This window comes from Streptomyces sp. NPDC005811 (assembly GCF_040630405.1).
Classification (GTDB): domain Bacteria; phylum Actinomycetota; class Actinomycetes; order Streptomycetales; family Streptomycetaceae; genus Streptomyces.
The window spans coordinates 110,080-121,848 of record NZ_JBEXXK010000024.1; the positions used below are offsets into that span (position 1 = coordinate 110,080).

The 11,769-nt window shown below is 72.8% G+C and carries 12 protein-coding genes; 6 read left to right on the top strand and 6 right to left on the bottom strand.

Annotation, left to right across the window (positions count from 1 at the left end; all coding sequences use genetic code 11):
- Nucleotides 1–13 precede the first annotated feature (13 nt).
- Nucleotides 14–1,075 carry a hypothetical protein gene (locus ABZ490_RS25690; RefSeq protein ID WP_358994218.1) on the bottom strand — a complete coding sequence of 354 codons (1,062 nt, stop codon included), beginning with the start codon at nt 1,073–1,075 and terminating at the stop codon, nt 14–16.
- A 66-nt stretch (nt 1,076–1,141) separates the two neighbouring features.
- The gene (locus tag ABZ490_RS25695) at nt 1,142–2,044 is read right to left on the bottom strand and encodes a hypothetical protein (RefSeq protein ID WP_358994221.1); all 903 of its coding nucleotides are present in this window, start codon (nt 2,042–2,044) and stop codon (nt 1,142–1,144) included.
- An 85-nt stretch (nt 2,045–2,129) separates the two neighbouring features.
- On the opposite strand from ABZ490_RS25695, the gene ABZ490_RS25700 reads away from it, so the two are divergent.
- A complete protein-coding gene (locus tag ABZ490_RS25700; protein ID WP_358994374.1) occupies nt 2,130–2,567 on the top strand; it encodes a DUF4442 domain-containing protein in 438 nt (145 codons plus the stop codon).
- 106 nt (nt 2,568–2,673) lie between these two features.
- Here the strand turns inward: ABZ490_RS25700 and galU are convergent, their stop codons facing one another.
- Entirely contained in the window at nt 2,674–3,708 is a 1,035-nt protein-coding gene (galU, locus tag ABZ490_RS25705) for a UTP--glucose-1-phosphate uridylyltransferase GalU (RefSeq protein ID WP_358994223.1), read from the bottom strand.
- A 399-nt stretch (nt 3,709–4,107) separates the two neighbouring features.
- Between galU and ABZ490_RS25710 the strand changes: the two genes are divergently transcribed.
- Nucleotides 4,108–6,012, top strand: coding sequence for an RICIN domain-containing protein (locus tag ABZ490_RS25710; protein ID WP_358994226.1), 1,905 nt, complete (start codon nt 4,108–4,110; stop codon nt 6,010–6,012).
- A 614-nt stretch (nt 6,013–6,626) separates the two neighbouring features.
- Here the strand turns inward: ABZ490_RS25710 and ABZ490_RS25715 are convergent.
- Nucleotides 6,627–7,055 carry a hypothetical protein gene (locus ABZ490_RS25715; RefSeq protein WP_358994229.1) on the bottom strand — a complete coding sequence of 143 codons (429 nt, stop codon included), beginning with the start codon at nt 7,053–7,055 and terminating at the stop codon, nt 6,627–6,629.
- 215 nt (nt 7,056–7,270) lie between these two features.
- Between ABZ490_RS25715 and ABZ490_RS25720 the strand changes: the two genes are divergently transcribed.
- Nucleotides 7,271–7,918 carry a DedA family protein gene (locus ABZ490_RS25720; protein WP_358994231.1) on the top strand — a complete coding sequence of 216 codons (648 nt, stop codon included), beginning with the start codon at nt 7,271–7,273 and terminating at the stop codon, nt 7,916–7,918.
- Nucleotides 7,919–7,941: 23 nt separating this feature from the next.
- Here ABZ490_RS25720 and ABZ490_RS25725 read toward each other — a convergent pair whose 3' ends face one another.
- On the bottom strand, nt 7,942–8,472 hold the full coding sequence (locus ABZ490_RS25725; protein ID WP_358994234.1) for a gamma carbonic anhydrase family protein: 531 nt from the start codon (nt 8,470–8,472) through the stop codon (nt 7,942–7,944).
- Nucleotides 8,473–8,594: 122 nt separating this feature from the next.
- Here ABZ490_RS25725 and ABZ490_RS25730 point away from each other — a divergent pair, with 122 nt between their 5' ends.
- Nucleotides 8,595–9,359, top strand: coding sequence for an acyltransferase (locus ABZ490_RS25730; protein ID WP_358994237.1), 765 nt, complete (start codon nt 8,595–8,597; stop codon nt 9,357–9,359).
- A gap of 1 nt (nt 9,360) precedes the next feature.
- Here the strand turns inward: ABZ490_RS25730 and ABZ490_RS25735 are convergent, their stop codons facing one another.
- Nucleotides 9,361–10,218, bottom strand: a complete 858-nt coding sequence (locus ABZ490_RS25735; RefSeq protein ID WP_358994240.1) for an EamA family transporter — start codon at nt 10,216–10,218, stop codon at nt 9,361–9,363.
- A 153-nt stretch (nt 10,219–10,371) separates the two neighbouring features.
- On the opposite strand from ABZ490_RS25735, the gene ABZ490_RS25740 reads away from it, so the two are divergent.
- The gene (locus tag ABZ490_RS25740; protein WP_358994244.1) at nt 10,372–10,944 is read left to right on the top strand and encodes an XRE family transcriptional regulator; all 573 of its coding nucleotides are present in this window, start codon (nt 10,372–10,374) and stop codon (nt 10,942–10,944) included.
- A 43-nt stretch (nt 10,945–10,987) separates the two neighbouring features.
- Entirely contained in the window at nt 10,988–11,542 is a 555-nt protein-coding gene (locus ABZ490_RS25745) for a YbaK/EbsC family protein (RefSeq protein WP_358994246.1), read from the top strand.
- The last annotated feature ends 227 nt before the right edge of the window (nt 11,543–11,769 follow it).

The window sequence follows — 11,769 nt, forward strand, 5'->3', positions numbered from 1 at the left end:
TCCGGCCGTCCGCTCAGTTCGCCGTGGGCTCCCCGTGCCAGCGCACGGTGCTCAGGATCTGCATGACCGTCGCCTTCGGGACCTCGTCCTTGACGCCCTTGGCGCCGAACCAGTTCCACGACACGTAGTCGCCCTTGGAGTTCTTGAAGCCGAACGTGATCGCCTTGCCGTCGCTGTCGCACGTGCCCTTCTGGGGCGTGTTCGTCGACTGGGCCCAGGCGTAGCTGCCCTCGATGCCGGAGGCGGTGGTGAACGGGGTCGCCTTCTCGTCGAAGGTGAGGCTCTTCTTGTCCGGCTCGGTGTAGCCGCCGAAGACCCACCACGCCGGGGTGTTGACGGCGATCTCGTCGGTGTTCTTGGCACCCTCGGCGCCCTTGGTGCCGACCATCGCCAGCGCCGTGTAGTCGGTCTTGCCGTCCTTGTCGCTGTCCGTGCCGCACCATTTGGACTTGTACTCGGCCACCCCCGACATCAGGATCGAGCCGTAGCCGCTGGGCTCCTTCTTGTCCTCCCACTCGAAGCCCCGGCCGACGCCCGGCTTCTCGACCTCCCAGTCGGCCGGCACGTCGAAGGCGAGGCCCCACTTGGGGTTCACCACGACCTTCCAGCCCGAGATCGTCGCCTTCTCCTCCTCGTTGTCACGAGGGTTGTCGTCGGTGCCGCCGCCGGTGGACGCCGAGGCGGACGCCGACGCCGACGCGCTCTCGCTGCCCTTGGCCACGTCGCCCTTGCCGTCGTCCTTGGCGCCCAGCACCAGATAGCCGGTGACACCGGCGGCCACGACCACCGCCGTCGCGGCGATGATCGCGACCAGCTTCGTGCGGTCGCCGCCGCCACCCCCGCCGCCGGGTGCGGGCTGGGGTCCGCCCACGGCCGTCGGCGCACCCCACTGGGGTTGCTGACCATAGGGGTTGGGCTGTCCGGGGCCGGGCTGTCCGGGCTGCCCCGGCTGACCGGTCTGCTGGTAGCCGGGCTGCTGGTACGGATTCGGCTGCTGGTATCCCGGCTGCTGATACGGATTGTTCTGCGCCTGCGGGTTCTGCTCTCCCCCGGGCGGCTGGTTTCCTGGCCACATGGCCTGAAACCCTAGTGCCGTCCGGGGCGCGGTGTGGTCACCGCCCCTCGACGGGGCCGTACCGCCTCAGGAACCGGACGGCTCGAAGACGCGCACCGTGCCCATGATCTTCCGGACGGTGGCGTCCGGGACCTCCTCGTCGACCCCGCTCGCGCCGACGAACGACCACGAGGCCAGGTCCCCGTCCGGCGTCCGGAAGGCGAAGGTGGTGGCCTTGCCGTCCGAATCGCACGTGCCCTTCCGGTCCACGCCGGAGGAACGGGAGGTGGCGACCGAGCCCTCGAGCCCCGAGGCGGTGGTGAAGGACGTCACCGGACCGGTCGTGACCTTGGCGTGGTCGGGCTGGGCGTAGGCGCCGTAGACCCACGCCGCCGAGTCGGCCTTCGCGATCTGCCCGGTGCTCTTCGCGCCGTCGTTGCCCCGGCTGCCCGCGCTGGCCAGGGAGGTGTCGTCCGCCTTGCCGTCGCGGTCGTCGTCGGACGTGCACCACTTCTCCCGGAGCACGGCCGGGGCCTTCATCCCGACCAGCGGGGTGTCGTCCGGATCGTCGTCCTCCGCGACGTACGACACCCAACTCGTCGACTTCAGGGCCCAGTCCGCCGGTACGTCGAAGGCGATGCCCCGCTCCGGGTTCACCACGACCTTCCAGCCCGCGACGGTCGGCCCGGAGGTGGCGTCGGCCCGCGGGTCCGCCGAGGCGGAGGCGGACGAGGAGGCGGGGGCGGGGCCGGGCTCGCCGCTCCCGCCGATCAGCAGGACGGCTCCCGTCACGACGGCCGCCACCAGCACCGCGCCGGCCACGGCGGCGGCCACCACCTTCGTCCGGGAGCCGCCGGAGGGCGGGGGCGCCGGGGGCCCCGTCGGCGGGTTCCAGGCCGGCTGCCGCCCCTGAGGGCCGGGCTGCGCGTAGGGGTTCGGCTGCGCGGGTCCGCCGGGTCCGCCGGCCGGCGGTTGCTCTCCTGGCCACATGGGCGGCAAGCATACGGCGATCATCGAACCGGTCCTGGCCAGTGAGGCTACTCATGGGTAACATCGCGGCATGAGCGCAGACCAGATGTCCATCGGCGAGATGCTCGCCGCCACCGTGCCCATGGCCCGGACCCTCAACCTGGAGTTCGTCGAGACCGGCCGGGACCGGGCCGTGGTCGCCCTGCCGGACCAGGGCGACTTCCACAACCACGTGGGCGGCCCGCACGCCGGTGCGATGTTCACGCTCGGTGAGTCCGCCAGTGGCGCGATCGTGCTGGCCGCGTTCGGGGACCAGCTCGCGCGTGCCGTGCCGCTCGCCGTCCGCGCCGAGATCGCCTACCGCAAGCTCGCGATGGGCGCGGTCACCGCGACCGCGACCCTGGGCCGTCCGGCCGCCGAGGTCGTCGCCGAGCTGGACGCGGGGGAGCGCCCCGAGTTCCCGGTGGCGATCGAGATACGGCGCGCCGACGGCGCGGTCACCGGCGAGATGACCGTCGTGTGGACCCTGCGACCCAACGGCTGAGCGGCGCCGCCGGGGCCGGGACGGGTGATCGGCCCGGGTGACGGGCCAGGGGGTCGGCGGCGGTGTACGGCTCGTGGTGTACGCCGCCGCCGTCCCCCGGGTCTGCTCAAGCCGCCAGTCGCTCCCGGCCGGAGCCGTCCCCGCCGTTCTCGTTCTCCCCGTTCCCCTCGTTCTCCCCGCCGTTCCCGCCGTTCCCGCCGTTCCCGCCGTTCCCGCCGATTCCGCCGATTCCGCCGATTCTGCCCTGGTCCAGGTCCGCCACGAACTCCTTCAGCCAGGCCATGAACTCCGGTCCCAGGTCGGGCCGGTCGCAGGCCAGCCGGACCACCGTGCGCAGGTAGTCGGCCTTGTCGCCGGTGTCGTAGCGGCGGCCGGAGAAGACCACGCCGTGCACCGTGCCGTCCGCGGCGAGTTCCTGGAGGGCGTCGGTGAGCTGGATCTCGCCGCCGCGCCCGGGCCCGGTGCGCTCCAGGACGTCGAAGACCGCCGGGTCGAGGACATAGCGGCCGATGACCGCGTACCGGCTCGGCGCCGCCTCCCGTGACGGCTTCTCCACCAGTCCCGTGACGCGTACGACGCCGTCCTCGCCGGACGGTTCGACCGCCGCGCAGCCGTAGAGGTGCACCTGTTCCGGCGGGACCTCCATGAGGGCGACGACACTGCCCGCGTACCGGTCGCGGACCTCCAGCATCCGGCTGAGCAGCGTCTCGCGCGGGTCGATCAGGTCGTCGCCGAGGAGGACGGCGAAGGGCTGGTCGCCGACGTGGTGGCGGGCGCACAGCACCGCGTGGCCGAGGCCGAGCGGGTCGCCCTGCCGGATGTGGTGGATGTCGGCCAGCCGGGCCGGATCGCGCACGGCGTCCAGCCGTACGGTGTCGCCCTTGGCCGCGAGGGCCTGCTCCAGCTCGAAGGCGTGGTCGAAGTGGTCCTCGATGGCCCGCTTGTGGCGGCCGGTGACCATGAGGACGTCGTCGAGACCGGCTGCGGCGGCCTCCTCGACGACGTACTGGATGGCCGGCTTGTCGACGACCGGGAGCATCTCCTTCGGGGTCGCCTTCGTCGCGGGCAGGAAGCGGGTGCCGAGGCCCGCCGCCGGGACGACCGCCTTGCGGACCGTGGGTGCGGAGTGGGGGGTACTCATGGGGATCAGGGTGGACGAAGGGGATGGGAGAAGCCCGGGAGTCCCCTGGGAGATTCCTGTGCGGCACCCGGGCCGGGAATGGGCTCTCGTCGAGAAGTTGAAGATTTCGTGTGCCAACGGCCTTTGCTTGTCCACAAGTTGAGCCGGGCCGTCCGGCCCGAATGTCGAATGCGGGTACGGATACCGGCGGTAACTTTTCTGAAATTACCTCGCTTTGAACTGTGGTCGATCGAACTCCTTGTTTCCTGTGAGACGTATGTGCGAAGGTGAGCCTCCCCTTACGCGGACCGGATCGGTTCCCCCACCTGACCGGCCCGAAGGTACGCACCAATCAGGCACCTGCTTTCCGGTGGCCGCGCTATTCGCGGGCGGTCCACCGGCTTGGAAGGAATTGGTTCCGTGCAATCCCCGAACCCCCCGCGACCCCCTTACCCGCCCCGCCCCGGCTGGCCTCCCGGCGATTCCGACCCCCATCTCGCGTCCCGGCTCGCCCGGGGCGACAGCGGCCGTGCGGTCGCCCTGCTGCTGGCCCGGCACTGGCGGGCCACCCAGGACTACGCGGCCGTCTGCCTGGCCGACTCCGGTGACTCGGCGCGGCTCGTGGCCGCCGCCGCGTTCCACACGGTGTTCGGCCGGCTCGCCAAGGGGCACAGCGGCGGCGCCCTGCGGCCCCAACTCCTCGTCGCCGTGCGGAACACGGTCCGGGAATGGGCCGGGACCGAAGGACTTGCCGCCGTCCTGCCGGAGTTGCGCAAAACCGTCGGCGGCCGCGGACTGCGCGCCGCCCGGCCCGTGACCCCCGAAAGGCGGCAACTCGCCGAGCGCGCTTTCTCCTTGCTTCCCGCCGCCTCCCAATGTCTGTTGTGGCACGTCGAGGTGGAAGCGGAACCGCTATCCGTACCGGCCGGTCTGCTGGGCGTCGACGAGCTCACCGCGGCGGCCGGACTGGAACAGGCGCGCGAGCAATTCCGGGCGGGCTGTGTCCGCGCCCACCGTGAACTCGCGCCCACCGCCGAATGCCGCTTCTACAACCGCCTGCTCGACGTCCCCCTGCGCCGCGGCGGAACCCTGCTGCCCGATGTCCGCCGGCATCTCGCGCAGTGCCGCCACTGCCGGCACGCCGCCGAGCAGCTCAGCCACTTCGACGGCGGACTGGACACCCTGCTCGCCGAGACCGTGCTCTCCTGGGGCGCGCACCGCTATCTCGACTCGCGCCCCGCGCGCCGCGCGTCCGGCGCCCGCCCGGCCCGGCCCGCCGCCGCACCCCGCCCGACGGGCCGTCACCGCATCGCACCGAACGGCCTGCTCGATCTGCCCGGCCGGCGTCCCAAGGCCGTCCTGGTCGGCGTCGGTCTCACCTCCCTCGCCCTGCTGGCGACCGTCCTCGTCGCCAAGGGCTGGTCCGACGACAACGGCGTCCCCGGGCCCCGTGCCACCTGGGGCGCCCCGGCCGGCGGCACGGGCACGCCGGGGGCAGGCACCCCGGGGACCGGTGCACCTGGCGTCCGCACCCCCGGGGAGAAGGACCCCTCACCCTCCGGCTCCCCCTCGGCCGCCTCCGCCGCCCGCTCCGCCGCGCCCGCCCACGGCCGGTTGCGCAGCGCGGCGACGGGGCGCTGTCTGGACGTCGCGGGCGGTACGGCCGAGTCCGGGGCGGCGGCCGTCCTCGCGGTGTGTTCCTCGGCCGCCTCGCAGCAGTGGTCGTACCAGGACGACGGGCTGTTGCGCAGCGCCGCCGCCCCGGCCCTCTGCCTGGCCGCCGACCCCGGTCGTGCGGCGGTCTCGCTCGCCGGCTGCGTGGTCCACTCCGGCGAGGTCTTCTTCGACCTGACCGTGCGCGGGGAACTCCTGCTGCGCCGCGACGGCGGCCTGCTCGTCGCCCCCGGCACCGGGAGGGCGGGTGCGACGGCCGTCGTCACGGAGCGGGACGGTTCGGCGGGGCAGCGGTGGCAGTTCGAGGCGGCGGTGCCCGGGGAGGGGGCGTCCGCGGGATCGCCCGCCCCGCGTGCCGACCCCCCGCTGTCCCGCGACACCGGCCCGACACCGCCCGCGCCCCGAGGGGAGTACGAGAAGAGAGCCGCCCAGGTGGAGTGCTGCGGCAGCCAGGAGCCACGACGACTCCCGGAACTCGACGTGCCGGTGCCGGTACCGGTCGGGCTGCCAGGGTCGGTCGGTCCGGTGATGCCGGTTGCGGTGCCGGTCCCGGTCGGCTGGCCCGACTCGGGCGCGCTGCGGACGCCGGTCGGGCTTCTGGGCTCGGCGGGGCCACCGCCCGCCGCCGGGCCGCCGAATCCGGTCGGGTAATCAAGCCGCACCGACCGCCGAAGCCGGTTGGGTGGTCGGGCCGGGCTGGGTTGTGGAAGTCGGTCGGTGGTCGGGCCGGGCTGGGTTGTCGATGCCGGTCGGTGGTTGACCTGGGTTGGGTTGTGGAAGTCGGTTGGGTGGTCGGGCCGGGCTGGGTTGTGGAAGTCGGTCGGTGGTCGGGCCGGGTTGGATTGCCGATGCCGGTCGGTGGTCGACCTCGGTTGGATTGCCGATGCCGGTCGGTGGTCGACCTCGGTTGGATTGCCGATGCCGGTCGGTGGTCGACCTCGGCTGGGTTGTCGAAGTCGGTCGGGTGGCAGGGCCCCGCCGGGCCGCCGAAGCCGGTCGGGTGGCAGGGCCCCGCCGGGCCGCCGAAGCCCGTCCGTCGGCCGACCCCCGCCGGACTGTCCGAAGCAGCCGTCGGCTGGTCGGCTGGTCTGACCTGCTCCGCTCCCCGCCCTCTGCCGGGCTCCCGCACCGGGGTCGGCTCCCGCCCCCCTGCCGAGCTGCCGGACTCCGTCCCGCCGTCCCGCGCTCTTTCCCCCTGAGATACCGGGTGCCACGACCGGATCCCCGGCGGCGGGCCGTCGTACAGGGCAGGGGGCGCGTGGGGGCTAGGAGGTGCAGACGTCCCTCAGTTCGGCGGACGCCTTGTCGATCGCGGAGGAGTCCGGGGTGCGGCCGTCGAGGATGTCGCGGTTGTAGTCCTTGATCGCCCGGTTGAGCTTGTCCACCGCCTTGTCGACCTTGCCGTCGTCCGACTTGTCGTTGATCTTGTCGAGGTTCTTCTCGATCGTGGCGATGGAGTCCTCCGTCCTCGTGGGGTCCTCGATCGCGTCCGCGCCCGCCTTGTTGATCGCCGTGATGCTGTCCGTGATGTCGTCCGCGTTCGACAGGCAGTCGACCGTGTCACCGAACTCGCAGCCGGTGAGCAGGCCGCCGGTCAGCGCGAGGGCTGCGACGGCGGAGGCGATGACGGCGGTACGGCGGCGAGGCAGGCGGGGCGGGCGAGGCCGGCGGGGCACGGGCAGGGTGACGGGCATGGAAGGGGTCCCTTCTTCACGGCGCGGATCGCGGTGGTGTCCTCACCGACCACGATCACGTGCCCGGGGCGTCGTCACGAGGGGCCCTGCTCCCCGGCCGATGGTGTAGCCCGCTCCACCACGGGCCCGGCCGCGCCGGGGTGAACCGGTAGGCTTCCCGGCAGCAGGCGATGTTCAAGGAATGTCAAAGGGAATGTCGAAGGGGAGGCCCGCCGGTGCACGTCCAGGAGTGGCTCGACACGGTGCCCGCGGCGGCCGTCTACGCCGTGGTCGGTCTGGTCATCGGGCTGGAGAGCCTCGGCATCCCGCTGCCCGGCGAGATCATCCTGGTCTCGGCCGCGCTCCTGTCCTCCCAGCACGCGGGCGTCAACCCGGTCGTCCTCGGCGCGGTCGCCTCCGCCGGCGCGGTGATCGGTGACTCCATCGGCTACGCCATCGGCCGCAAGGGCGGACGCCCGCTGCTGGCCTGGCTGGGCAGGAAGTTCCCCAAGCACTTCGGCGAGGGGCACATCGCCACGGCCGAGCGGTCCTTCGAGAAGTGGGGCATGTGGGCCGTGTTCTTCGGCCGCTTCATCGCCCTGCTGCGGATCTTCGCCGGGCCGCTCGCGGGCGTGCTGCACATGCCGTACTGGAAGTTCCTCATCGCCAATGTGCTGGGCGGGATCATCTGGGCGGGCGGGACCACGGCCGTCATCTACTACGTGGGCGTGGTCGCGGAGTCCTGGCTGAAGAGGTTCTCGTACCTGGGCCTGGTGGCGGCCGTGCTGATCGGGCTGACGTCGTTCCTCGTCATCAAGCGCAAGGCCAAGAAGGCACAGGCGGCGGCAGAGCAGGAGGCGGAACCGGTACCGGCCGGGGACTGAGCCGCGCGCCCCGGCCGCATCCCTCACTCATGGACCTCCTTGTGGGCCTTGGCCAGGTCCGCGTAGAGGGTGCCGTTGAGCGTGACGCCCTGCCGCTCCTCCTCCGTCAGCTCCCGCTTGACCTTCGCCGGGACGCCCGCCACCAGGGAGCCCGGCGGTACCTCCATCCCCTGCGGGACCAGGGCCTGGGCCGCGACCAGCGAACCCGCGCCGATCACCGCCCCGTTGAGGACCGTCGCGCCCATGCCGATCAGGCAGTCGTCGCCGACGGTCGCGCCGTGGACGACCGCGTTGTGGCCGACGGAGACCCGCTCGCCGACCGTCACCGGGAAGCCGGGGTCCGCGTGCAGGGTCACGTTGTCCTGGATGTTGGCGTCACGGCGGACGGTGATCCGCTCGACGTCCCCGCGCACGACCGCGCCGTACCAGACGCTCGCCCCCGCCTCCAGCGTCACGTCCCCGACGACCGAGGCCGTCGGCGCGACGAACGCCTCCGCGTCGATCTTCGGTTCCCTGCCTCCGATACCCACGATCAGCGCCTTGTGCGTCGTCACGGTCTCACCCTCTCCTGGTGGCTTCATGGCCTCGTGCCCGTCGTACCGTACGCCAGCCGGTGGGGCGAAGATCACAGGCCCGGGGCCGTATCCCGGAGGTGACCGGTGAGTACGGTGAGCGGGTGCCGAAGCGCAAGAACACGTTCTCATCCTGGCGGGGCCGCCTCGCGCAGCGCGTCGTCCACGCGGGCTGGGCGTGGGTGCAGCGCACCGGCTCCGTGACCGCCGAGCGGCCCGGCCGGCTGCGCTTCGGCTCGATCGGCCCGGCGACCCGGCTCGCCTTCCCGCTCGGCACGGTCTTCGGCGAACCCTGGATCCACATCGGATCGCACTGCATCGTCGGCGAGCAGGTCACCCTGACGGCCGGTCTGATGCCCGACCTCGACCTCGGGCCCGATCCGATCCTGCGCATCGGCGACGGTGTCGTCCTCGGCCGCGGCAGCCACGTCATCGCCGACACGACGGTCACCATCGGCAGCGACTGCTACTTCGGACCGTACGTCTATGTGACGTCCACCAATCACTCCTACGACGACCCGCACGAGCCCATCGGCAAGCAGTGGCCGCGCATGGAGCCGGTGCGGATCGGGCCCGGCTGCTGGATCGGCACCGGCGCGGTGATCCTGCCGGGGGCGAAGATCGGGCGGAACGTCGTCGTCGCGGCGGGGGCCGTGGTGCGCGGGACCGTGCCCGACCACGCCGTCGTCGCGGGCGCGCCCGCCAAGGTCGTACGACGCTGGACTCCCGCCGAGGGCTGGCAGCCGCCGCTGCGGACGCCCGCGCCGGTCCCGATCCCGGACGGGGTCACCTCGGACCAGCTGGTCGCGCTGTCCGAACTGGACGAGGAGACGGTGGAGCGGCTCGCACGGCTGGAGCCCGGGGGCTGACTCAGCCGGTCGCCAGCAGCAGGGTGCCGAGGAGGGCCAGTCCCGCTCCGGCCGCCTGCACCGCGCGCAGCCGCTCGCGCAGGAAGCCACGGGCGGCGAGGGCCGTGACCACGGGGTAGAGCGAGGCGAGCACGGCGGCGACCGTGACCGGGCCGTGCTGGGCGGCGACCGCGTAGGTGCCGTTGGCGGCGACGTCGGCGAGCCCGACGAAGCCGTACACCGGCAGCGCGGAGAGCCGCAGTCCGCCCTCGGGGAGCGCGGGGGCACCGCGCCGGACGGCGGCGTACAGGGCGACGCCGCCCGCCGCCACATTGGTCAGGCGTTGCACGAACAGGGCGAGGAACAGGCCGGTGGGGGTCGTCGAGGCCTCGGTGATCAGTACGAACACGGTGCCGAAGCCGAGCGCCGCGACCAGGGTGAGCAGGACGGCCCGCCGTTGCACCGGGGCGCCGCGCAGCTGCGGACCGCCCGCCAGGACCACGCCCAGGACGGCGACCGCGATGCCGGCGATCTGCAGGAGGCCGGGGCGTTCGCCGAGGAACAGGCCGACCGAGACGGGGACGACCACGCTCAGGGTGGCCAGCGGGGAGACCACGCCCATCGGGCCGAGGGCCAGGGCCTGGTAGAAGGAGAGGAGGGCCACCGGGCCCACGAGTCCCGCGGCGACCGCGAACCAGAGCCGGGGGCCGGCCTCGCTCCAGCCGCCGGTGGCGATCACGATCGCGCCGAGGACGACGGTCGCGATCGACTGGGACACCATGACGACGGTGAGCGCCGGGGCCCGGCGGGTCAGCAGCCCGCCGCCGAAGTCGGCCAGACCCCACAGCAGGCTGGTGGCCAGGGCGAAGAGTGCGGTCACGGTTCCTCGCAGTACAGTTCGGTGCACCATCGGGTGCACCCACCGTAGTGCAACGCGGTGAACTCTGTCATTCAAGATATTAGACTTCTGTATTGCTGGACTTCTGCATTGCCGGACTTCGGCACTACTGGACCTCGGGATATTGGACGGAATGTGGCGGATCTCGACCTGCTGACCCAGTCCCTGGCGCGCAACGTCAAGCACTGGCGCGCGGTGCGCGGCTTCACGCTGGACGTGCTCGCGGCCCGCGCGGGGGTCAGCCGGGGCATGCTCATCCAGATCGAGCAGGCCCGCACCAACCCGAGCATCGGGACGGTCGTCAAGATCGGTGACGCGCTCGGCATCAGCGTGACCACCCTGCTCGACTACGCGCAGGGACCGCGGGTGCGGGTCGTCCCGTCCGACCAGGTGGTCCGGCTGTGGCACACCGAGGCGGGCAGTTACAGCAGACTGCTCGCCGGCACCGAGGCGCCCGGCCCGCTGGAGATGTGGGACTGGCGGCTGATGCCGGGCGAGGGCAGTTCCTCGGACCCGCACCCCGTGGGCACCTTCGAGATCATCCACGTCGTCGCGGGCGAGCTGACCCTCACCGTCGCGGGCGAGGACTACCGCGTCCCGGCCGGCGCGAGCGTCACCTTCGAGGCCAACGCCCCGCACACCTACGGCAATCGGGGGGACGTCCCGGCGGAGTGGGTGCTGGCCGTCTCGGTCCCGCCCGTGCGCTGAGACGCCGGCGCCCGGGGCGGGCCGATCTTGTTAGCGTGCGGGCATGCGCGCACCCATCGGAGACTTCGACACCGCCACCCCCGCCCCCGACTGCCTCGACGAGCTGACCGGCCCGGTCGCCGACGCCGTACGCCACTGGGGCGGCAGCGTGCCCGCCGACCAGGTCCTCTACGTCGACACCGACCCGCAGTGGGCCGACACGGCCGTCTTCGTCGAGCACTACGGCCGGGACCTGCTGGAGAAGTCCGCGAACTGCGTCGTCGTCGCCGGCAAGCGGGGCGGGGACACCACCCTCGCCGCGTGTGTCGTGCTGTCCACCACCCGCGTCGACGTCAACGGCGTGGTCCGCCGGCAGCTGGGCGCCCGCAAGGCGTCCTTCGCGGCGATGGACACGGCGGTGGGGGAGACCGGCATGGAGTACGGCGGGATCACCCCGATCGGGCTCCCCGCCGCCTGGCCGGTCCTGGTGGACTCCGCCGTCGTCGACCTGCCATGGGTACTGGTGGGCAGCGGACGCCGCCGCGGCAAGCTCCTCGTCCCGGGCAAGGCCTTCGCCGAACTGCCGGGCGCGGTGGTCCTGGACGGGCTCGGCGTCTGAGGGTCCTGGGGCTGCCGTGCGGTGGGCGAGAGTCAGACGGGGATCGGTCCCGCCCGGGACGGGTGCGGTGGTGCTGGACGGGCTCGGCGGGTGGCGGTCCTCGGGTTGCCGTGTGGCGGGCGAGGGTCAGATGGGGATCGGTCCCGCCCGGGACGGGTGCGGTGGTGCTGGACGGGCTCGGCGGGTGGCGGTCCTCGGGTTGCCGTGTGGCGGGCGAGGGTCAGATG